This window comes from Sphingobium sp. SG1 (genome assembly GCF_057063145.1).
Window position 1 is genome coordinate 554,795 of record NZ_JBVVOJ010000001.1, and the last position, 18,174, is coordinate 572,968.

The following is an 18,174-nucleotide window of genomic DNA, read 5'->3' on the forward strand; positions in this document are numbered from 1 at the left end:
CACAAACATTAATATCGCATTGGCGCAAACCAATCCGATATTAAATAATTCATGTCAAACAAATATCGCACGATATGGATTTCCGACACCCACATCGGGTCTTTCGGATGCCAAGCCGAAACATTGGACCGGTTCTTGAAGGAAAACACTGCCGATACGCTTTACCTTGTGGGCGACATTATCGATCTTTGGGCGTTGAAGCGCAAGATTTACTTTCCTAAATCACACCTCAACCTGCTCAAACGTGTCATTGCGATTTCGAAGAAGACGCGCGTTATCTACGTGGTGGGGAACCACGATGAGACCATTCGCCACTTTATCCCCTTCACAGTCGGCGACATTGAAGTGGTTAGAGACGCGGTCCACTCTGGTGTCAACGGGAAGACCTATTTCGTCACGCATGGCGACGAGTTCGATCAGGTGATGAAATATGCTCGCTGGCTCGCGTGGCTTGGTGACATTGGCTACAACGCTCTCCTCAAATCCAACGCCTATGTGAATTGGGTTCGCCGCAAATTCGGCCTCGGTTACTGGTCCCTGTCGGCATTCGCCAAAAAGAAGGTCAAGGGCGCGGTCAACTTCATTGGTGACTATGAAACCGCCGTGGCCAAGAGTGTCGCAGAGCGCGGATATGATGGTGTGGTGTGTGGCCACATCCACTCGGCCGACGACAAATTCATCAGCAATGTCCGTTACCTCAATTGCGGTGACTTCGTCGAAAGTTGCACTGCGCTGGTCGAGGAACATGACGGCCGCATCTATGTGAGGAACGTCGCTTGAGCCGTATCCTCATCATCAGCGACACCAGCGCTCGCCAGATCAACGGCGTGGTCCGCACGCTGTCGACCACGGTCGAAACTCTCCGAGCGCGCGGCCTCAAAGTCGAAATGATAACGGTGGATGGTTTCCCATCCGCGCCTACGCCGGGCTACAATGAAATCCGTCTTGCGACGAGCACCAAGGGGCTGCGCGAGCAAATGCTGGCATTCGACCCTGAATATATCCACATCGCCACAGAGGGACGCGTAGGCTGGGCAGCACGCAAAATATGCCGAAAGCTCGGCTGGGCTTTCACCACGTCCTACCACACCGATTTTCCCGGCTATCTGAAGCGTCATTATGGTCTTCCGGAGTGGATCACCTATCGGGTGCTGAAACGCTTCCACAGCGCCTCTGCGGCCATCATGGTGGCAACGCCAACGGTCGAGGGACTTTTACGTGATAAGGGTTTTGACCGGATCGTGCGCTGGAGCCGTGGCGTCGATATGTCCAACTTCACTCCTGAGCTTACCCCATATGATCCCGACTTCGAGCCCAACATGCTCTATGTCGGCCGGGTGTCGAAGGAAAAGAACATCGAGGCATTTCTCGATCTGGATGTTCCGGGCATCAAGGTGATCGTGGGCGATGGTCCGATGCTCCGGGAATATGAACGCCGATACCCCAACGCCCTGTTCATGGGTAAGAAGGAGGGCCGCGAACTGGCCGATTTCTATCGTTCGGCGCATGTGTTCGTGTTCCCATCGAAAACTGACACATTTGGTCTCGTGAACATCGAGGCTATGGCCTGCGGCACGCCGGTTGCCGCCTATCCCGTGCAGGGTCCAATCGATATCCTGACGCCGGAAAGCGGGGCTATGGATGATGATCTGGGTAAAGCGATCGAGGCGGCGCTCCTCCTCGATCGGATGGATGTCGCCCGACGGGGAACCCAGTTCACATGGGACAATGCGACTGACCAATTTGTCGCAAATCTGGTCCCAAGGTCATTCCGGATGAATGGGTAAAAATACGTATGGGCGTGACATAGATCACGCCCCTATAGCCCCGCGCCGCTTAGGTCCACAGCCGGTGGGGCTAGGCGATTCCTTGGGGAGGGAACTCGCAGAGTTGGTAGGTCCAATTTTTGCCGTTGCAATGTTGGATTCTCCTTTCTAGCTCAGGGGAACGAAAGGAGAACAGATATGACTGTTAACAAACGAGCACGCCAAGCTGCTGAACGTGTATGGGATTCGTCGCTGCGTTTCAGCGTCACATTTGAGGAACTGGAACGGGAGTTGATGGCGGTTTTGGCCGTCCCACCTCTGCCACATGCGGACAATGATCAGGACCCGCCGCTCTATCTGGTGAAAACGCCAAACAATTGATGGACTGGTGCCTTGGGAGCATGTCGCCCCCAAGGCACGTCCGAACGAACTGACGGGATTCGAACCCGCATATTCCAATTTGCAGGAAAGCACCGCTCCCGGTCCCGCCCGGTTGGGAGTCGAACCCAATTTCTTTTCGGGGATAGACCCCTAGCTATCACAGATCGTCAGGCAGACCCGTAATCCGAATAAGGATTGTTGGTCAACATCGATAAGGTGTTGCAGGTTCGGCGACCACCATATTGACCAAACACGACGCGCTGGAGATCAACATACCAGACGTCCCCACGCACATGGGCGAGCGCCGATGGTGCAATACGACCGTCTTCGTATAGCTCGAACGGCCAACGGCATTCTTCGCAAACCACGGTGGTTTTCTCATCCACGAACTCTTCTTGCAGATGCGCGCAAATCGGGCATTCGGTAGTGAGCTTTTTCATACTATCACCGTCGCGACGATGGCCCACGCCAGTTTGCACTCGATATGAAGCACCTGATCGGTCAGGTAACCAAAGCGCCCCCGACACTTCATGTCGTCGATGATGTAGTGGCAGACGAACTCGGCCACGGCCAAAAACCACATACCGGTGATCATCATGACCATCCCGGCGTGGATTAGGCTATGGACGCCCATGATATACCACCATGGCGTGTCAGGGACCGGCTGCGCGCCATTCTTGGCAGCAGCTATATACGACCCCTGAAGCGGGAAATCTGCCAAGGCATGAGCGAACAGCAGCCAGAAGAAAATTTCCAGCATGGTCATCACTTCACGAAATGGGGTTCGCCATCCTTGGCGATCCACGACAGTTGAATCCAGCCCGATGGGATATAATGAGAATTCCCGTCAGCGGTGAAAATGCGATGACCACCAGAGGCGCTCACGCTTAGCTTGAGCGGCTTGTTGACCTTGACGAAGCCCTTCTGACCGAAATTGTAGGTTCGGGAGGCTTCGGACGAAATGTCGACGAATTCATTGTCGGATTCGTTCCGAAATCCGTCGGCGCTCGGTAAATCGTCGTCATCGAAATCGACGACAGCGGGAGATGACATCAGGTAAATGGCTTCGCCATTTTCTCCTTGGAGTTTCTGATACGCCCGGACAATCAACTTACCCTTGGCGTTGATGCCATCATCAGTTGCGACATGCGAAAGCCATACTTTATCTGCAATATCGTCACCTGCTGCTGGCTTTTTCCAGCCGGTTTCAGTCACGTTTCCTGCCACGGTTTCACAGCTATATTCGTATTTATAGCCATCAATTTTGAGTGCGTGCGGCCATTTTACACCAAACATGAAGTCACGCCGAACGCCCATTGCATTGGAATAAAGACAAATTTCTGGCTCAATTTTCTCGATAGAAACATACAACATCAAATAATCACCTAATAAAATAATAAAGGCACTAAGGCCGCCATCATTTTACTGAAGCCATACTCACGATGTCGAAATTAAAATGATCGGTGGCGACCTTATCCCCGTAGGTGTTTCGCCCTGCCTGCTGGCCGATCCCAGCGCCCCGTCACGCGCGCCCTCAAATTGGTTAGACCTGAGGTGACAGGCCCGGTGCGCGTGCCATCCAGTGGGAACCACCCGACGGGTTGAAAGGCAGAGGAGCGGCCGGAGCACATTATCTGGTAAAGGACCCGATGAGACCGGAAGCGAAGGGTTAGTCCAGACCGGTCTCATCGGGTCGGTTATGGGAGCGGGAAGCCTGACCACAACCCAGCCGCCGCCCGCGACGGAAAACGGTGATGGACCGTTCGGCGGCTGTTAGGCTTTGGTCTAACGCGTTCCTTTGTGCGCCGCAATATACATTTTTGCGTGAATTGCGCATTATCGTGTCATTCTGATGCATCAGACATCAAAATTGAGTTTTGAACCTTCGATCTGATAATCTTCTCGCATTCTATAGAGGAGATTTGAAGTGAAGAAAATTGCATTGTGGACGAGTATTATGGCTCTTATTGGATCGAGCATGATGATCAGCGCCGCTCCATCGAAAGCCCAACCGTTTGCGGGTACTTTTACCTGCGAAGCGACAAGCCCTTATGCCATAGGCGTATGGAACCATTACAATCTTGATTACGCCTGCCGCCGGGCGCTTCAGGAATGTGCCAGCCGCACGCCCTATGGCTACATCTGCCAAGTTCGTCGCTATTGGGTGAACTGATCGTGCAGTTCACATATGATCGTGATGTCGTCTATTACGACGGCCCTCAGGTCATGCTGCTTCGTGGTGAGTGTGGTCGGAGGTTCATAGGCGGCAGCCTATATGCGCCCGACCACGAAACGCTGGATTGGCCCGTGTGCGCAGTTCCAATCGAGCCCGACACATTGACCGCCTTGGCGCACAATGTCATCGATCTGAAGTCCGTCTATGACAAAGCAGTCGAGGCGTGGCTGGTCGATCTGGGGACCGGTGCTGGCGAACCCATGACCGTTCCGTTGTCCGAACGTGATATCCCGGTTGATGCAGGGCTATTCATCGGCGACTATCTCGACTGACAGCAGGGTTTGCTGCCTGACCATGTCCGCCATCGTTGCCAGCGGAAGGATCACTAGATGATCCTTCCGCCGGTATGTGACCACGATTGGTTCACCGGTTTCAGCCACTTCATCAACCAGTCGTTCGAAATGGCGTTTCGCATGCGTGAAACTCACGCGTCGCACGCCATCAAGGATGCTCATCAGCATCCAGTTCCATGATCTGGCCGTCGACGATCGTCATTCGAACCTGTTCTACCACCGCGCGATCTGGATATCCGCAACGGAAATAGTCCCAGCCTCCGTCGACGAACACACCCTTCTCACCGCTTCGATGATCATGGCGGTAGGTCGAGTAGATCACACCGTCGGACTGCCGCAGGCCACTGAATACCTGCCCTTTGACATAATCGGCATCGGACACGAACGTCGCCTGCCGAATGGGACAGAGATAGAGGCAGAGGTAATTGTTCGTGTAGGGAGCCTTGGGCTCAGCGACATAGAACACTGCTACGGGGCTATCGCCCGTCCAGCCGTGCTTGGTCTTGCCGGGAAACTCGCCCACATATCGGGCATTATAGTGAGCTTCGGCCGCTTCGATGTTGAGACTGCGGTAAAAGCGCCGCTCTCGCATGCTTGCAGAAAGAGTGATGGGTGTCATTGATATCTCCAATGACACCCATCATATTGAGACCTACTCCCCGATCTCAATATTCTTATTTGGCTTTCGCCTTCGGTCGACAATCGATCAGGCGCTTGGCCTCGTGACCAATGAAATCGACGAACTCGAAGTTATCGCTCATTAGGGCGCAACGCGGAGCATGCACCGCGATGTGATCGAGCAGAGCCTCGATCTCCATCAAGCGAGAAGTGGCCTTCCTGATCTCTTTTTCCTTCTCTTCGCGCTCCCGACGTTCGATCCACGCTTTGCGGACCGGCATACCGGCATCGGTCAGCCACATTTCAGCGGCACGGCCGCGATCGCCGGGATGGAAAAAGCCAGTCGTCAGTCCGGCTTTCCACAGCGTGAGCCAATGCTTGGTGGAGCCGGTCGGATTGGTGACCGAGCTTCCGTCTTCGGGGAGCGCAAGAAACATGTTCATGAGCGTCTTGGGCAAGGCCTGCGCGGCGGCAAAGGCGTTGCGCTGGCGATCGTCGGCAAGACGACTGTAGCGCTTGGCCGACTGGGCGCGCTTCCAGTGATAGCAGGCCGCGTAGAATTCACGCAGAGCCGTATCGTCCTTGGTGCCCTTGCCACGAGGATATTTCGCCATGAAGGCGTCGACGATCCGACTGCGAACCAGCTTCAGATGCTCGGAGAACGGGGAATAGCCCCAGCGCCTGCTGACAAAGGTTTCGGGCGTGGGAATGGCGATGCCGGTCAGGGTCGGTCCGACCGTGTCGATCATGGCGATCGCCTTGGGCATGTTATATTCCGGGAGGGTGACATAACGGCTCATCAGAACGGCCTTTCCACGATATCTTTCTGAACGCTCATTGGCACGCACTGAAGGCGGCATGCGAGATTGAGCGTGGGAATCCAGAGGGACATTTCCCTCATGATGGCGTTGACGTTCCCGTCTTCGACGAGAATGGCGGCGCGCTCGCACTGCTTGGCCATGCCCATGGCGATACCGGGCACGGTCTGGTCACAATGCGTGGGGTTTGCAGCATAGGCGCGATGCTCGATCGCCGACCTGCGCAAATTTTCTGCCAACACACTGTCGTGCATCAGGATCGACCGTTCGATCACATCCTTGGGCGTGGCGGTCATGAAATCGATCTGCATGGTTGATCCTTATGCGAGGCTGACGATGAGCTTGAAACGCGCACCGCTACGATCGCGGTTCATCATTTCATGCACTTCATCTGCAACCAGACCGTTGAGGAATTCGACGGTCTTCTTGAAACCATAGGCGGTAGGCTCACGCCCCGAAAACTTCGAGGCCCAGCCCTCAATGAAGTTGGCGGCACCGTCCTTCGACATGGTGAAGGTCTGATCTGCCTGACCTGCAACTTTCGACAAAATGGTGAACATCGACAACTCCCTTGTTGCCGACCACCATACTACTTTTTATGATCTCTTCAAGCGCTTTTTTGCTTCTCGATTGTATATTGGGTGATGTTACCCAAAGATTTTTCTTCGACGCTATAGCCACGCGGGCGAATGAAGGTATCGATGAACCTGCGATAAAGACGGGCACGAGATGGCGTGTCGCTGGAAAAGTTGACGATATCGGGGTCCATTTCGGCGACGAAATCCTTGAGAATGTCGATCACCGTGGCGAATACTATGAAGGCTCCGCCATCACCTGTGACACTCTCATCTCCGTGCTGATCAAAGGCAAATTGCCAGCTTCGCGCGGGCTTGGTGAATCTCACACGATAATCTCGGTCGTCCACTTCAAAGGTGGCAACGGCCGTATCGCTATGAGGCCGCAAGCGATGGCTCCACTCCCATTCAACTGGCTGGCTCAAACTCTCGGTCAATCGCTGCTCATGGATATGATCGCTATCGGGGTTGAACTCCTTGGCGAACACCGACTTGATCTGGTTGGGGTGGAAAGCGATCCACCAGTCGGACAGTTTATAGTTACGCGAACTGAAATCGGCAATCGTGTCGCCGAGCCAGATACCATCATATCCCTCTGCAATGAGTTCGTTCTTGAACTGCATCACCTCGGCCGTGGTCGACTTGATACCATTGGGGAGCATTTTCATCATGCGATAAAAGGCGTCATCTCTGTCATGCGCGATTTCATTCATGAGTTTGTCGCGCTTCTGTCGCAGGAAATAGATGGCGTTGCTTATATTCCCCAGCCGGTCGTCTTCCGTTCTCTGGCGGTGCAACAATTCCTTGAGTTCCTCCGTCATCTTGATCAGTTTTTCCCGATCTTCATCCCACAGCCATTCGCTGTCGATTACCCACGGCTTCTTGATCGACAGGAAGCAGGGATACACCGTCCCTCCGTCCGATGCCTCATAGCCCTCCTCATAACCAGCAAGCCAGTTGGGGACGCCGGTGTCGACGTCGAACCAGTAGCCGATGCTGTTGAAGCCATTGCCTGCCCCCCCCTTGCCTAAATCCTTGTTCTGGAACTTGGTGAAATCGAAGTAGGAGCCATGATAGCAGACAAGCGGGTTTCCGTCCCGATCCGTCACCTTCGAACCCTCGAACCACTTCATGAATTCGGGATTGGACAGGATGGCGGGTTCGCTGCGCACATCGACGCGGGTGCCTCCACGAGGCATATTGATCAGGCCATGTTCGACGATGTTGATGAAGTCACGCATACCCTATTTATTATTGACCTTTGCGGTCAACGTCATCTATTGGGGTAGCCATGTGTACACACACATCCTTGCGCGCCCCGTATGCGCTGATGACGTCGCAGATCAATGATCTGTGCGGCCATATTGTCGCACCGTCCGCATTTGCAGGACTTGAACACACCAGCTAGCGCACAGTCGGCCAAATCATTGGGACCGGCTCATCACCGGAAAATCCCCTTAGTAAATACGTCATGGCCGACACTAAAGATACCCTCGTCCTCAATGCTGACATGAACCCACTCAGCCTGCTCCCCATTTCCTCGGTGAGTTGGCGAGAGGCGATTTCGAACGTCTACAAGGACGAAGCGATCATTCTGCACGAATATGACGACTGGGAAATTCACAGCCCAAGCGTGACCATGCGCGTTCCCGCCGTGATCATGCTGCGCGATTATGCCCGACCCCGTCATGGCGCGGCGTGGCGCAAGGATACGTTGTGCCTGCGTGACCGCTACACCTGCCAATATTGTGCAAAGGTGTTCCCGCAGTCAGAATTGACCAAGGATCATGTCGTGCCGCAATATTATGGCGGTAAGGACGGCTGGACCAATATCGTCGCCGCGTGCCACCCTTGCAATAACCGCAAAGGCCACAAGCGCATTCAACCGCTGCGGATGCCTTACAAACCAAGCTATTACGAACTGGTGAGCATCAGAAAGGAATACCCACTATACGTTCCACACTATAGCTGGAACACGTATTTGGGGTGGCCGGAAGAAAATATTATCGTTCGTCATTAGTTTAATTTTGCTTTCCGGAAGTCGAGTTCGCTATCTTTACCAAGAAGATCGAATTTGACTTCTGGGAGTATTTGATGAGTGAAGAAGCAACTGGCGAAGGCCAGTTCAATATTATGCAGGTGATGGAGAACGTAATCCGCGTTATCGATCACGCCGCCGATCAGGGTGCATTCAAGGGCTGGGATACCATCCAGCAGGTTCTGGGCGTTCGCGCGCAGGTCGAAGCACTGGTCAACGCCTTTGAGGGCGTTCTGAGCGAGCAGGCCTCCGCTGAGGCCGCTGAAACCGCCGAAGCGACCGACGTCGCACCGGCAGCGGAATAAGGAGTCCAACATGAGTCGTATGCGCCATATCGGCCAGACGCTGAGCACTGGCTCGCGTGTCATCATCGTGACGTCACAGATTCCCGGCCGCGCCGATCGCGCGCTCGTGCTTCAGCCCGAGACCCTGCCGGATTCTCTGCGTTCGACCCTCAACAGTCTGGTTCAGACGCCCGAAGGCCAGAGTTCGCTCGATTTCGGCCAGTTCCTCGATCGCCGCAAGGTCGAAGGATACGACATGAGCCTCCTGATGCTTCTGCATAAGGAAGGCCGTCTGGTGCCGATGCCGATCGACAACATCGTTTTGACCCCGTCGGCGGGCGAGGCATTTCCGATGCGCGAAATTCTGGAGCGCACTGGTCACCATGTCCCCAAGGTGAGCGATTCGGAGCCCCCGGTTGAGCGTCGTTTCAACCCTCACGAGCACAATCAGCAGGCCGATCTGGAAAAGAACCGCCTCGCGATCGCAAAGAATTTGTTGGCTCAGGCCGCCATTCTGGACGAGGAAGCTGCCCTCAAGCGCGAGGAAGCCTACAAGGCTTGCCCCGATCTGCGTCCCCTCCCCCCGGTGTCGACCATTGCGGCTCCCACCCCTGAGGTTGCGCCGATTGTTTCGGCTCCGGAAACGGCTGCGGACGGCGGTTTCGAGCTTAATATGTTCGGTGGCGATACCACGCTGACTGACCAGCCCACCGGTCCCGCAACTGACCAGTGATAATGGATTGCAATAGGAAATCCTCGATTTTTTCCGTTGCAACCCACGGGGGAGCGGCCTAACGGCCCTCCCCTAAATTATTACAAAAGCAGTTAACGGGTTTCGCATCCCGGCGACGTCCATTCACGAAGCACAAGCTCGGAATGATAAAACTGGCGCGCCGGATATTAGGTAGATTTGATTTGATGACGGTTATTAATCCGAACGAGGTCGCGTACCTCGACCTTTTGCGGCACGTCCGCAACAAGGGCAAAAAGCGCATTGACCGGACGGGAACGGGCACCATCGGCATTTTTGGTGCACAGACCCGCTATGACCTCCGGACCAGCTTTCCCCTGCTGACCACGAAAAAGATGCTTCTCCCTTCCGTATCTTCGGAACTTATCTGGTTTCTCGAAGGTTCCATGAACGAGCGGCGCTTGGCTGAGCTTCGCTTTGATCGTGATAGAGCCGATTTGACCGATAAGACGACGATTTGGACAAAGAATGCAGAAGCCGAATATTGGACCAACCGTGGGCTGGTTGCCGAACCGGGCGACCTTGGTCGCGTGTATGGCGCACAGTGGCGCGATTGGCGCTCCCCCAGCTTCGGTGATGGCACAGTGATCTCGGTCGACCAGATCGAGAAGCTCGTTCATGGCCTGAAGACCGATCCCTATGGTCGTCGCCATATCGTCACAGCTTGGAACCCCGGTGAACTGGATCAGATGGCCCTTCCCCCGTGCCATATCCTTTTCCAGTGCCATGTTCAGGACGGTGAATTGTCGCTCCAGTGGTATCAGCGCAGCGTTGACAAATTCTTGGGTGAACCCTTCAACATTGCCTCCTATGCGATGTTGACCAAGATGCTCGCTCAGGTGACAAATCTGATGCCGGGTGATCTGATCCATTCGCAGGGCGACAGCCATATCTACCTCGACCATCTCGATGCAGTGGACACGCAGCTTGAGCGCGAACCCCTTCCCGCTGCCACGCTCGCCATGGACGAGAGTATTACGAACATTTTCGACTTCAAGGTGAGTTCGTTCGAACTCATTGGTTATTCCTCTCATGCGGCGATTCCAGCGCCGATGGCGGTTTGAATGATCACCTTGATCGTCGCAAAATCGAAGAATAATGTCATAGGCAGGGGTAATGATCTGCCTTGGCACCTGCCCTCTGACCTCAAGCATTTCAAAGAAACGACTAGGGGTAAACCCGTAATAATGGGCAGGCTTACTTGGGAGAGTTTGCCGTTTAAGCCTCTACCGGGACGTAGGAACATTGTAATTACGTCCAATCCTGATCTTGTTAATGCTTCAGAAAGCTTCTCTTCGCTATCTGAGGCGCTGGAAGTGGTCCGGGACGAGGACGAGGCCTTTATCATCGGCGGTGAACAGCTTTACCGCTCGGCGATATTGGAGGCGGACCGGCTGATCGTATCGGAACTCGACATCGAGATTGAGGGGGATCGTTTCTTTCCCGAAATCGATCAAGAGGTCTGGACGGCCACTTCTATCCGGTGTATGGATGGTGACAGCATACCTTATCAGATCATCATTTATGAAAGACGATAGAAAAAAGCGGGTCTCTGGGTAATTTTACAAATTGTAGTTAACCGGTTTTCGCATACACTTTAATCTTCCTAAAATAGAGCGATTTGAGGGAAAAATGACGATTGATAGAAAGAACCCGTTTGGTCTGCACGCAGATGACATGACCATGGCTTTCATTGATGGCCCAAGCCTCTATGGAACGTTCAAGCTCTTCGAGTCCGAGAACAACTTCAACTACATGGCGCTCCGCGACATGCTGAAGAAGGGCTGCAAGCTTCAGGACATCCGCTACTACACCGTGATCAAGCCCGACGAAGACGGCTACTCACCGATAAAGCCGGTGGTCGATCTCATCGGCAACAACGGCTACACCACAATCGTGAAGCAAGGTCGAACCGTGTCGAACGATCTCGGCTCCAAGACCAAGGGCTCCTTCGTCCCGCAACTGACGATCGACATGTATCGGGCGGCAACCAAGGGGATGGATCACATCATCCTATTCAGCGGTGATGGCGACCTCGCCGACGTTATCGAAGCCGTCAAGAACGAAGGCTGTCGCGTTACGGTGGTCTCCACTCGTCGGGAACGGACCGTGTCCGATGATCTCCGGTGGGTCGCGCAGGATTTCGTCGATCTCGGCGAATGCTACGAGGACTTCATCTACTACCAGCAGAAGAGCGCCGGACGTGGCGGTCGTGGAACTCTGGCACCACGCTTCGGTTCGTAACGGAGATATAGCATGTTCGAACCATTTCGTATTGCCTCTGGCACCGAGCCGTCGTTCGAGCATGGCGTATTCAACTTCAGCGTAGGGCGTTGGGTCGGCACCCGCGACGGCGACACCATTGCTCTACTCCCCGGCCGAGACGGCATTTCACTACGCACGTCTTTCCCGGATCAGCCATCGGCTGGGACTGAACAATTCGCGCACGATCTCCTCGACATGCTCAAGGAAGGTGTGATTTCGTTCGGCGAATACAAGATCGATATGTCGGCAAATGGTATCGAAAATTGCATCGTGAGCAGCATGCGCGTTATGCGCCAGCGTTTCATCGATACCGGTATGCGGATACGAAAGCTGCAAGGCCGTGGAACACTGTTTGATATAGTGGGTGCCTCCGCGAAGGTATCGCGCTGGGAACACGACTATATCAATCGCAATCCCAATGCGATCATCACCTGTCTGGAACCCGGACCGGAAAAGATGATCCGGGTATGGCAACCCAATTAAGCCAATTTTCCCAGTAGGGACGAGGAACCGATAGCGCCCAACACCGCGCGCGCAGTCGGATCATCCTTCATAGAGACGATTTTCATCGCCGAAGCGAATGCATCCAATTCCTTCGCCGCGTTGTCGTGAAAATCCTTTTCCTTCGATATAGTATCGGCGATCCCGCTGACATTTTCCGAAAGCTCACCAGCCATCGTCTTGATGCTGGTTTTGGTCGAATTCAGCACCTTCTCGGCCTCGTCCTTTTCCGCCGTTGCTGCGTCGAGTTGATCCTTGGTGATCTGCCCTGCACCAAATGCATTCTGTGCCGTCACCAATGCGGCATTCGCGGTCTGCAACGCGGAAGAGAGGCCACCAAGAGCACCCAGCTTCGACGTCAGCGAACTCACCTTGGTGAGCATGCTACGAGCGGTCAGCGCCGCTCCGAACGCGTCTTTGAGGAATGGCGACACCGCTGGCTTTGTATTACCCTCGCCCTCATCCGAACCACTGGCCGCCTGTGCGATCGGCGACAACCCCTCCGGGAGCGTGGCAGGCAGGATTTCCGGTAGAGACGCCTTGGTCTTACCTGTCAGGCCACCAAGCGCGTCTTTCATCGACGTGAAGCTCCCAAGCGTCGACAGCCGGTTCATGAACTCCCCTTTGGTGTCGCTCAGGTGCCCGGCGAGACTATCCAAGCCACCCGATGCCACCCCACTATTCAGCGAGGCCGTTATTTCCGAAATCCCATCAATGCCCGACGCGTTCAATTGCCCAATCATGCCGGTCAAATTACCGGAAAGATTCCCGACCTGCGCGTCAAGCGTGTCATCGATCAGCGAGCCCTCTCGTGCGTCTTCCATAACGCTACCAATTTTTTCAAAATCCATTATTGTTCAGAACCTCAATACGAAGAATTTCTTGCCGCTCTTCACGCCATTTTTGCGATTGGCCCAGTGAATCCACGGTCGACCATCGCTTATCTCAGCAATGACCTGCGTGTAGGGAATACCACTTTCGATCATTCCCTTGGCGAGAGCGATGATCGTGTCCATATCGGTGACACGGACCCCGCCCTTGAATATGTGCATATCAACCGCTGAACCCCGGTTATGATCGCTGCCCCCGGTTTCGTTCCGAAAGCCGCTGCCGATCTGCATCGTGTATCCTCTGGTGCTCAGATAGTCCTGACAACGGTCGATGCTATTCAGCGCGAGATGTTTCAGGTTGCAGATGATGTCCGCGCGCTGAAGACCCAACGCGGTCGGCGATGGGATCGCATGCCGGAGCGACGGCTGATAGACGCCACTGCTCAACTGCCCGACCGTGAAATAACGCGATAGCTTGAAGCTATCGGCCACCCCATTTGCGATACCGGTGCAGCCATATTGCTTGGAGGTTGCATTGGGATCGTTGATCTCCACGCTTTCTTCCGATGGTGATCCCCGCGACCGCATATAAGCGTCGGCGGCCGATGCGCCTGACGCGCCTCCCCCAAACGCCTGTGTGAGATATGCGCGCTTCTCGTCCTCGGTCATATCCTCCATCGTCATGGCGAGAGCATCACCACCACCGCTGCTGGTGACGTCTTGAAACACTTTACCCATGGATCACCTCACACATACTTCACGGCAAAACGTGGGTTGCTCTTCACCCCGTTGCTACGATTAGCCCAGTGAATCCAAGGGCGGCCATTCGACGTTTCCGCGAGCACCTGTGTGTAGGGAATACCGCTTTCGATCATGTCCTTGGCCAATTGCGTTATAGTCTCGATGCTGGTCACACGCATTCCGCGCTGGAAAATGTGCATATCGGCGGCCGACCCTTTGTTGTGGTCGCTATCGCCACTCCCATTGCGGAAGCCGCTGCCGATCCGCATTGTATAACCACGCTTCTGGAGGAAATCGTTGCACCGATCGATGCTGTTGACAGTCAGATGCTTCAGGTTGCAGATGATCTGCCCCCGGCTGAGACCCAATTGGCCATGTCCGATATCATGCTGGGTGAACTGGTAGGTCTTCACCATTTCTCCCACCGTGTAATAGCGGGAAATCTTGGTGCTATAGGGCGTGCCATCGTTGAATGGCCCGCATGCGACGCTTGACGACTGCACATTGGGATCGTTGAAGTCGACACTTTGTGAACTACCGCCGCCCGATGCTCTCATCATGCCATCCGCGATCGCGGCCCCAGCAGCCCCTCCCCCGAATTTCTCAGCCAAAAACGCGCGCTTCTCGTCCTCAGACATATCTTCGGTTTCCATGGCCATCTGCTCCAGCGCCGCGCCGCCATCACCGGATGACATGTCGACGATGATTTCAGCGCCGCATTTGGCCTTGGCTGTTCCATGTGCGGTCAGCAGACCATCGGTGAATGGCATCCCACCAGTCACTTCAATGATCTTGTTTTCCGGATCGGGATGCTGTGGGCAGGCTACCCGATCGCCCAAGCGAGCGACCGGGAGACCATTGGCGTACCGCTTCGAGGAACCCTCGATGATTTTCGCACCATGGGTGCAAAGGTCCGTAAGACGGGCGGTATTGAACATCAGGGCTTGATGATACCCGACGGCGGAGTGACGATGCTGCTGGTCGCTTGCTGGTAACCAGTGCGGATTTCATCACGGGTGAGGATAGGCGCAAAGTGAATAGCCGTCTTGTAGAACTCGACTTCGTCGGTCTCGCCGGAAATCAGGATGGCACCGAACCGGACGTCCAAACCTTCCGGGGTCTGCTGCACATGAAGCAGAGCGGGCTTCGTCAAGATGATCGACGTATCGGTCACGCTGTTGAGCCTGCCGACAATTTCTTCGCCAGTGGTGAGGCGGATGGTAACAACGTCATTGACCTTGACTGACGACTTAATAAGCATTGAAAATTACAAACTCCTTTGAGATCATTTATCTTATCTGAACTCAGCTTCGGAACGCAATTTAAACACTCATCGTCATAATAGTTGAAAAAGCGATGATGACGTAGTAAATGATCCCCATGTCTAATCTTGAACGATATCGCGCTATTGGCTGGGACTTCGATGGGACGCTCATCGACAGTGACCAGTCCGAAGGCTTTGCGGATTTTGTCCGCCGGAACCCCTTCAATCAGGAATTCCACATCGTGACTTTCCGGTCCCATGGGATGCAGGATGATATCGATGAGGACATGGCCTACCTCAACCTTGATCGCTCCTACTTCAAAAGCGTGGTGAACATCGCCGACGAGATGTATGAGGCTTATCATCGGGCCATGACCGGCCAGTCGACGCGCGCGGAGGACGTCACCGCCTACTGCGAATGGAAAGCCAAGGTGTGCCGGGAACTCGATATCGGTATCCTGATCGACGACATGACCGATCAGGTCGTTCCGGGCTGCCAGCGCTACGACATCGACTATCTGCACCCGGCCGCAGTCATCCTCCCAGTGTTTGCGGCAGAATGATCGTCAACCGGGCGACAACTGATCCACGGTAAGGACAGGGAGCCCGGTGACGTCAATGATCCCGTGATACAGTCGGAACTCTTCAAGGTCGATCTGCGGATCGGCCTTTAACTTTGCTGAATTCAGCCGACTGTCGTCGACCACAATCACGCGCCATGAGGCCATGGCGATGCGCGGATCGTCTTGGTCATCTGCCGTGAGCATCATGTGCTCGAACATGAAACCCAGCACGATGACGGGATCGGACCCCAAATAGACGCCGGGAACACATTCTGGGAAATTGCGCTCTACAACAACGCCACCCAATCCATGCGCGAGGATCGATTCCATATGGCGCTCATGGGTGGCGTGGAAATAGGGCATCAGCGCTTTCCGGACAGATGTGACAGGATGACACCAGCCGCGCTCGGAAGAGGCGCTGACGGCCGTCCCAGCGCCTTGAGCGATGCTTCGGCGGAGGGGACATACCGAGGCATGATCGAATATGTCCACTGATATTTGCGGCCGTTGGCTTCGGTCAGGCGACCGAGAGGGAAGCGCTGCTCGTCGCGGGCTTCGTCATGGGTTAGGTCCACGACATGATCCCAGCACTCACCTGAGCCGTCGAGCGCTTTCTTGAAGGCCTGAAAGGTGCGGTTCATCACGAGTAATACCCCATTTCGCGCCAGCCACCTTCCATGAGCATTTCCATGCGCTGCGTCCGCTGATCGGCGAGGTCGTCAGCAACCTGCTGATCATAGTCCGCCAGATCGTCGGCGCTGCACCGGTCTCGGTCGACAACACGCACCTTGCCGTCCTCGCAATGTTCGCAAGGGCGATCGAAATCGCCACGCATATAGGCTTCAAAGAATTCCGGGTCGTCGTCACGATCCTCCCGCGTAACGCAGCCCAGATGTTCACTTGACTGCCCATGACCATCACAACGGCCGCAGATTGCCCACTTCCAAGGGAGTTCCTTCGGCTCGTCGCTGGCATCATAGATGACGGGAATGCTGGAACGCATGGTCGATCTCCTTACTATGAAGGAGACCATACCACTTTTTATTATGTTTGCAAGAGTTACTTCGCGACCTTGATGATGAGCAGAAGGAAAGGCAATACGTTAGCCAGCGCGTGCATCAAGTGTCCCATTTCAAATTTCCGATTACCCATCCATCTGATAAGAGAATATCAATATCTTCCGGGTTCGCCCGACATCTTTTTTTCATATCAGGATTACTCATCCATACTCTACCTTTGCTCACTGCACTGAGCTTCATACGGGTGGTATCTTCGGTTCTTAAAGCTGAGCCCAAGACCCATCCATCTTTCAAATATGAATCGACATCATGCGGTTTTATACGCTTTGTTCTATCATCTTTATTGACGTATATTGTGCCTTTCGTAGCAAGCTGAAGGTTTTGTTGACCGATTGCGGTTTGTGAATAGTCCTTCATTGATTTCGATCTTTTTTGTCTTGCTGCTTGAGATTGACATGCTAGTTCCATTTTTTCGGCATGACCCGGAGCCGCCCACCGTGCTTTCGTCGCTTCGGCTTCGCGCGCTTTATGTGCGCTATCATTCTGAAGAGCTTTTCGCATTTCGCTAATCTCAAGCGAACGATGCGGATTATCGCGGTAATGGTTCTTGAGACTTTCGCTCACCCGACTACTGAAAGTTGGGTCTTTCGCATACGCGTCAGAAACGGAAACCGAAATTCGCTGTCGAACTACCTCCGCGAACGCTTTTGGGTATGTTATTTCTCCACCGGCCATCAGATTTAGGCATAGTGGGTCTTCGAGCGTTTCAACAGTCACCAATTTAGATTCGAGTAACGACGCGCTCTCGCGACTGTCAAAAATTTCGATTATGGTTTTTGTAAAATTCTCTCGTCCTCTTACACGGATGTATCTACGTATGAGAATACCACTACCCATATAAGGGTCTCGATGAGGATCAACATCGCAAGACCGCAAGCCAATATAATATTGCCCGCTTTGATTACAGGTAACTTTGTAAACGTATGAGAATTTTTTAGAAGCAGCGACCATTTCATATCTCGCAAAGAGATATTTATCATCGTGCTGCTCCATAATGTGATGAGCATCTGGTGCCCCCTCCGGTATTTCTTCAGGCAACCGCTTGAAGAACACGCCGTCCTTGAAATCTTGTCGGCTCAACAGGCGAGGATGTTCCATACCACCTTTTACGAACATTTTTAGGTTTCTGTCAACAGTTTATCCCCGCCGTCGGCGAATAAATACCACGTCA

General features: G+C 54.0%; 30 protein-coding genes. 13 read left to right on the forward strand and 17 right to left on the reverse strand.

Going from position 1 to position 18,174, the window contains the following annotated elements; genetic code table 11:
* Positions 1 to 51: 51 nt before the first annotated feature.
* From AC0KVN_RS03610 to AC0KVN_RS03620, 3 genes are all read left to right on the forward strand, one after another.
* Positions 52 to 780 carry a UDP-2,3-diacylglucosamine diphosphatase gene (locus AC0KVN_RS03610; RefSeq protein ID WP_483655763.1) on the forward strand — a complete coding sequence of 243 codons (729 nt, stop codon included), beginning with the start codon at positions 52 to 54 and terminating at the stop codon, positions 778 to 780.
* On the forward strand, positions 777 to 1,787 hold the full coding sequence (locus AC0KVN_RS03615) for a glycosyltransferase family 4 protein (RefSeq protein ID WP_483655764.1): 1,011 nt from the start codon (positions 777 to 779) through the stop codon (positions 1,785 to 1,787). The genes AC0KVN_RS03610 and AC0KVN_RS03615 overlap by 4 nt, the downstream gene beginning before the upstream one ends.
* 177 nt (positions 1,788 to 1,964) lie before the next feature.
* The gene (locus AC0KVN_RS03620) at positions 1,965 to 2,147 is read left to right on the forward strand and encodes a hypothetical protein (RefSeq protein WP_483655765.1); all 183 of its coding nucleotides are present in this window, start codon (positions 1,965 to 1,967) and stop codon (positions 2,145 to 2,147) included.
* A 167-nt stretch (positions 2,148 to 2,314) separates the two neighbouring features.
* Here the strand turns inward: AC0KVN_RS03620 and AC0KVN_RS03625 are convergent, their stop codons facing one another.
* From AC0KVN_RS03625 to AC0KVN_RS03635, 3 genes are read right to left on the reverse strand one after another with little or no spacing between them, the layout of a single operon-like run.
* On the reverse strand, positions 2,315 to 2,587 hold the full coding sequence (locus AC0KVN_RS03625; protein ID WP_483655766.1) for a hypothetical protein: 273 nt from the start codon (positions 2,585 to 2,587) through the stop codon (positions 2,315 to 2,317).
* Entirely contained in the window at positions 2,584 to 2,913 is a 330-nt protein-coding gene (locus AC0KVN_RS03630; RefSeq protein WP_483655767.1) for a DUF3307 domain-containing protein, read from the reverse strand. Before AC0KVN_RS03630 ends, AC0KVN_RS03625 begins: the two co-directional genes overlap by 4 nt.
* Positions 2,913 to 3,521 carry a hypothetical protein gene (locus AC0KVN_RS03635; protein ID WP_483655768.1) on the reverse strand — a complete coding sequence of 203 codons (609 nt, stop codon included), beginning with the start codon at positions 3,519 to 3,521 and terminating at the stop codon, positions 2,913 to 2,915. The genes AC0KVN_RS03630 and AC0KVN_RS03635 overlap by 1 nt, the downstream gene beginning before the upstream one ends.
* A 553-nt stretch (positions 3,522 to 4,074) precedes the next feature.
* On the opposite strand from AC0KVN_RS03635, the gene AC0KVN_RS03640 reads away from it, so the two are divergent.
* Together AC0KVN_RS03640 and AC0KVN_RS03645 are read left to right on the forward strand one after the other, a co-directional pair.
* Positions 4,075 to 4,320 (forward strand): hypothetical protein, encoded by a 246-nt coding sequence (locus AC0KVN_RS03640; RefSeq protein ID WP_483655769.1) that lies wholly within the window; start codon positions 4,075 to 4,077, stop codon positions 4,318 to 4,320.
* Positions 4,308 to 4,655: a hypothetical protein gene (locus AC0KVN_RS03645; protein WP_483655770.1), complete on the forward strand. Its 348-nt coding sequence runs from the start codon at positions 4,308 to 4,310 to the stop codon at positions 4,653 to 4,655. Before AC0KVN_RS03640 ends, AC0KVN_RS03645 begins: the two co-directional genes overlap by 13 nt.
* On the opposite strand, the gene AC0KVN_RS03650 is transcribed toward AC0KVN_RS03645, so the two are convergent.
* Genes AC0KVN_RS03650 through AC0KVN_RS03675 form a run of 6 tightly spaced genes read right to left on the reverse strand, consistent with a single transcriptional unit; the run spans position 4,629 to position 7,928 of the window.
* Complete coding sequence (locus AC0KVN_RS03650) at positions 4,629 to 4,838, reverse strand: type II toxin-antitoxin system prevent-host-death family antitoxin (protein WP_483655771.1); 210 nt, start codon at positions 4,836 to 4,838, stop codon at positions 4,629 to 4,631. The genes AC0KVN_RS03645 and AC0KVN_RS03650 overlap by 27 nt on opposite strands.
* Positions 4,825 to 5,295, reverse strand: coding sequence for a hypothetical protein (locus AC0KVN_RS03655; protein WP_483655772.1), 471 nt, complete (start codon positions 5,293 to 5,295; stop codon positions 4,825 to 4,827). Before AC0KVN_RS03655 ends, AC0KVN_RS03650 begins: the two co-directional genes overlap by 14 nt.
* Before the next feature lie 55 nt (positions 5,296 to 5,350).
* Positions 5,351 to 6,094 (reverse strand): hypothetical protein, encoded by a 744-nt coding sequence (locus AC0KVN_RS03660; protein WP_483655773.1) that lies wholly within the window; start codon positions 6,092 to 6,094, stop codon positions 5,351 to 5,353.
* A complete protein-coding gene (locus AC0KVN_RS03665; RefSeq protein WP_483655774.1) occupies positions 6,094 to 6,423 on the reverse strand; it encodes a hypothetical protein in 330 nt (109 codons plus the stop codon). The genes AC0KVN_RS03660 and AC0KVN_RS03665 overlap by 1 nt, the downstream gene beginning before the upstream one ends.
* Before the next feature lie 9 nt (positions 6,424 to 6,432).
* A complete protein-coding gene (locus tag AC0KVN_RS03670; protein WP_483655775.1) occupies positions 6,433 to 6,672 on the reverse strand; it encodes a hypothetical protein in 240 nt (79 codons plus the stop codon).
* Positions 6,673 to 6,719: 47 nt separating this feature from the next.
* Positions 6,720 to 7,928 (reverse strand): DUF6934 family protein, encoded by a 1,209-nt coding sequence (locus AC0KVN_RS03675; protein ID WP_483655776.1) that lies wholly within the window; start codon positions 7,926 to 7,928, stop codon positions 6,720 to 6,722.
* Between the two features lie 230 nt (positions 7,929 to 8,158).
* Here AC0KVN_RS03675 and AC0KVN_RS03680 point away from each other — a divergent pair, with 230 nt between their 5' ends.
* From AC0KVN_RS03680 to AC0KVN_RS03710, 7 genes are all read left to right on the forward strand, one after another.
* On the forward strand, positions 8,159 to 8,707 hold the full coding sequence (locus AC0KVN_RS03680) for an HNH endonuclease (RefSeq protein WP_483655777.1): 549 nt from the start codon (positions 8,159 to 8,161) through the stop codon (positions 8,705 to 8,707).
* A gap of 74 nt (positions 8,708 to 8,781) precedes the next feature.
* Positions 8,782 to 9,030, forward strand: a complete 249-nt coding sequence (locus AC0KVN_RS03685; RefSeq protein WP_483655778.1) for a hypothetical protein — start codon at positions 8,782 to 8,784, stop codon at positions 9,028 to 9,030.
* 10 nt (positions 9,031 to 9,040) lie between these two features.
* Entirely contained in the window at positions 9,041 to 9,742 is a 702-nt protein-coding gene (locus AC0KVN_RS03690; RefSeq protein ID WP_483655779.1) for a hypothetical protein, read from the forward strand.
* 143 nt (positions 9,743 to 9,885) lie between these two features.
* Positions 9,886 to 10,824, forward strand: coding sequence for a thymidylate synthase (locus AC0KVN_RS03695; protein ID WP_483655780.1), 939 nt, complete (start codon positions 9,886 to 9,888; stop codon positions 10,822 to 10,824).
* A complete protein-coding gene (locus AC0KVN_RS03700) occupies positions 10,825 to 11,298 on the forward strand; it encodes a dihydrofolate reductase (RefSeq protein ID WP_483655781.1) in 474 nt (157 codons plus the stop codon). It abuts the gene before it with no gap.
* Positions 11,299 to 11,392: 94 nt separating this feature from the next.
* Positions 11,393 to 12,004, forward strand: coding sequence for a LabA-like NYN domain-containing protein (locus tag AC0KVN_RS03705; RefSeq protein ID WP_483655782.1), 612 nt, complete (start codon positions 11,393 to 11,395; stop codon positions 12,002 to 12,004).
* A 12-nt stretch (positions 12,005 to 12,016) separates the two neighbouring features.
* Entirely contained in the window at positions 12,017 to 12,508 is a 492-nt protein-coding gene (locus tag AC0KVN_RS03710; RefSeq protein ID WP_483655783.1) for a hypothetical protein, read from the forward strand.
* Here the strand turns inward: AC0KVN_RS03710 and AC0KVN_RS03715 are convergent.
* Genes AC0KVN_RS03715 through AC0KVN_RS03730 form a run of 4 tightly spaced genes read right to left on the reverse strand, consistent with a single transcriptional unit; the run spans position 12,505 to position 15,358 of the window.
* The gene (locus AC0KVN_RS03715; RefSeq protein ID WP_483655784.1) at positions 12,505 to 13,377 is read right to left on the reverse strand and encodes a hypothetical protein; all 873 of its coding nucleotides are present in this window, start codon (positions 13,375 to 13,377) and stop codon (positions 12,505 to 12,507) included. The two genes, AC0KVN_RS03710 and AC0KVN_RS03715, sit on opposite strands and share 4 nt — an antisense overlap.
* A 6-nt stretch (positions 13,378 to 13,383) precedes the next feature.
* Positions 13,384 to 14,094 carry a hypothetical protein gene (locus AC0KVN_RS03720; protein ID WP_483655785.1) on the reverse strand — a complete coding sequence of 237 codons (711 nt, stop codon included), beginning with the start codon at positions 14,092 to 14,094 and terminating at the stop codon, positions 13,384 to 13,386.
* A gap of 8 nt (positions 14,095 to 14,102) precedes the next feature.
* Positions 14,103 to 15,035, reverse strand: coding sequence for a PAAR domain-containing protein (locus tag AC0KVN_RS03725; RefSeq protein WP_483655786.1), 933 nt, complete (start codon positions 15,033 to 15,035; stop codon positions 14,103 to 14,105).
* Positions 15,035 to 15,358, reverse strand: a complete 324-nt coding sequence (locus tag AC0KVN_RS03730) for a hypothetical protein (protein WP_483655787.1) — start codon at positions 15,356 to 15,358, stop codon at positions 15,035 to 15,037. Before AC0KVN_RS03730 ends, AC0KVN_RS03725 begins: the two co-directional genes overlap by 1 nt.
* A 119-nt stretch (positions 15,359 to 15,477) precedes the next feature.
* Here AC0KVN_RS03730 and AC0KVN_RS03735 point away from each other — a divergent pair, with 119 nt between their 5' ends.
* On the forward strand, positions 15,478 to 15,924 hold the full coding sequence (locus AC0KVN_RS03735) for a hypothetical protein (RefSeq protein ID WP_483655788.1): 447 nt from the start codon (positions 15,478 to 15,480) through the stop codon (positions 15,922 to 15,924).
* A 3-nt stretch (positions 15,925 to 15,927) separates the two neighbouring features.
* On the opposite strand, the gene AC0KVN_RS03740 is transcribed toward AC0KVN_RS03735, so the two are convergent.
* From AC0KVN_RS03740 to AC0KVN_RS03755, 4 genes are all read right to left on the reverse strand, one after another.
* A complete protein-coding gene (locus tag AC0KVN_RS03740; RefSeq protein ID WP_483655789.1) occupies positions 15,928 to 16,287 on the reverse strand; it encodes a hypothetical protein in 360 nt (119 codons plus the stop codon).
* Complete coding sequence (locus AC0KVN_RS03745; protein WP_483655790.1) at positions 16,287 to 16,565, reverse strand: hypothetical protein; 279 nt, start codon at positions 16,563 to 16,565, stop codon at positions 16,287 to 16,289. Before AC0KVN_RS03745 ends, AC0KVN_RS03740 begins: the two co-directional genes overlap by 1 nt.
* Positions 16,565 to 16,927, reverse strand: coding sequence for a hypothetical protein (locus tag AC0KVN_RS03750; RefSeq protein WP_483655791.1), 363 nt, complete (start codon positions 16,925 to 16,927; stop codon positions 16,565 to 16,567). The genes AC0KVN_RS03745 and AC0KVN_RS03750 overlap by 1 nt, the downstream gene beginning before the upstream one ends.
* Positions 16,928 to 17,042: 115 nt before the next feature.
* The gene (locus AC0KVN_RS03755; protein ID WP_483655792.1) at positions 17,043 to 18,119 is read right to left on the reverse strand and encodes a GIY-YIG nuclease family protein; all 1,077 of its coding nucleotides are present in this window, start codon (positions 18,117 to 18,119) and stop codon (positions 17,043 to 17,045) included.
* Positions 18,120 to 18,174: the final 55 nt, after the last annotated feature.

What these genes read in the sequence shown, in the direction of transcription:
- AC0KVN_RS03610 (WP_483655763.1), top strand. Translation starts at nt 52, where the DNA reads ATGTCAAACAAATATCGCACGATATGGATTTCCGACACCCACATCGGG.
- AC0KVN_RS03620 (WP_483655765.1), top strand. Translation starts at nt 1,965, where the DNA reads ATGACTGTTAACAAACGAGCACGCCAAGCTGCTGAACGTGTATGGGAT.
- AC0KVN_RS03625 (WP_483655766.1), bottom strand. Translation starts at nt 2,587, where the DNA reads ATGAAAAAGCTCACTACCGAATGCCCGATTTGCGCGCATCTGCAAGAA.
- AC0KVN_RS03630 (WP_483655767.1), bottom strand. Translation starts at nt 2,913, where the DNA reads ATGACCATGCTGGAAATTTTCTTCTGGCTGCTGTTCGCTCATGCCTTG.
- AC0KVN_RS03635 (WP_483655768.1), bottom strand. Translation starts at nt 3,521, where the DNA reads ATGTTGTATGTTTCTATCGAGAAAATTGAGCCAGAAATTTGTCTTTAT.
- AC0KVN_RS03650 (WP_483655771.1), bottom strand. Translation starts at nt 4,838, where the DNA reads ATGAGCATCCTTGATGGCGTGCGACGCGTGAGTTTCACGCATGCGAAA.
- AC0KVN_RS03655 (WP_483655772.1), bottom strand. Translation starts at nt 5,295, where the DNA reads ATGACACCCATCACTCTTTCTGCAAGCATGCGAGAGCGGCGCTTTTAC.
- AC0KVN_RS03660 (WP_483655773.1), bottom strand. Translation starts at nt 6,094, where the DNA reads ATGAGCCGTTATGTCACCCTCCCGGAATATAACATGCCCAAGGCGATC.
- AC0KVN_RS03665 (WP_483655774.1), bottom strand. Translation starts at nt 6,423, where the DNA reads ATGCAGATCGATTTCATGACCGCCACGCCCAAGGATGTGATCGAACGG.
- AC0KVN_RS03670 (WP_483655775.1), bottom strand. Translation starts at nt 6,672, where the DNA reads ATGTTCACCATTTTGTCGAAAGTTGCAGGTCAGGCAGATCAGACCTTC.
- AC0KVN_RS03675 (WP_483655776.1), bottom strand. Translation starts at nt 7,928, where the DNA reads ATGCGTGACTTCATCAACATCGTCGAACATGGCCTGATCAATATGCCT.
- AC0KVN_RS03680 (WP_483655777.1), top strand. Translation starts at nt 8,159, where the DNA reads ATGGCCGACACTAAAGATACCCTCGTCCTCAATGCTGACATGAACCCA.
- AC0KVN_RS03685 (WP_483655778.1), top strand. Translation starts at nt 8,782, where the DNA reads ATGAGTGAAGAAGCAACTGGCGAAGGCCAGTTCAATATTATGCAGGTG.
- AC0KVN_RS03690 (WP_483655779.1), top strand. Translation starts at nt 9,041, where the DNA reads ATGAGTCGTATGCGCCATATCGGCCAGACGCTGAGCACTGGCTCGCGT.
- AC0KVN_RS03695 (WP_483655780.1), top strand. Translation starts at nt 9,886, where the DNA reads ATGATAAAACTGGCGCGCCGGATATTAGGTAGATTTGATTTGATGACG.
- AC0KVN_RS03700 (WP_483655781.1), top strand. Translation starts at nt 10,825, where the DNA reads ATGATCACCTTGATCGTCGCAAAATCGAAGAATAATGTCATAGGCAGG.
- AC0KVN_RS03705 (WP_483655782.1), top strand. Translation starts at nt 11,393, where the DNA reads ATGACGATTGATAGAAAGAACCCGTTTGGTCTGCACGCAGATGACATG.
- AC0KVN_RS03710 (WP_483655783.1), top strand. Translation starts at nt 12,017, where the DNA reads ATGTTCGAACCATTTCGTATTGCCTCTGGCACCGAGCCGTCGTTCGAG.
- AC0KVN_RS03715 (WP_483655784.1), bottom strand. Translation starts at nt 13,377, where the DNA reads ATGGATTTTGAAAAAATTGGTAGCGTTATGGAAGACGCACGAGAGGGC.
- AC0KVN_RS03720 (WP_483655785.1), bottom strand. Translation starts at nt 14,094, where the DNA reads ATGGGTAAAGTGTTTCAAGACGTCACCAGCAGCGGTGGTGGTGATGCT.
- AC0KVN_RS03725 (WP_483655786.1), bottom strand. Translation starts at nt 15,035, where the DNA reads ATGTTCAATACCGCCCGTCTTACGGACCTTTGCACCCATGGTGCGAAA.
- AC0KVN_RS03730 (WP_483655787.1), bottom strand. Translation starts at nt 15,358, where the DNA reads ATGCTTATTAAGTCGTCAGTCAAGGTCAATGACGTTGTTACCATCCGC.
- AC0KVN_RS03735 (WP_483655788.1), top strand. Translation starts at nt 15,478, where the DNA reads ATGTCTAATCTTGAACGATATCGCGCTATTGGCTGGGACTTCGATGGG.
- AC0KVN_RS03740 (WP_483655789.1), bottom strand. Translation starts at nt 16,287, where the DNA reads ATGCCCTATTTCCACGCCACCCATGAGCGCCATATGGAATCGATCCTC.
- AC0KVN_RS03745 (WP_483655790.1), bottom strand. Translation starts at nt 16,565, where the DNA reads ATGAACCGCACCTTTCAGGCCTTCAAGAAAGCGCTCGACGGCTCAGGT.
- AC0KVN_RS03750 (WP_483655791.1), bottom strand. Translation starts at nt 16,927, where the DNA reads ATGCGTTCCAGCATTCCCGTCATCTATGATGCCAGCGACGAGCCGAAG.
- AC0KVN_RS03755 (WP_483655792.1), bottom strand. Translation starts at nt 18,119, where the DNA reads ATGTTCGTAAAAGGTGGTATGGAACATCCTCGCCTGTTGAGCCGACAA.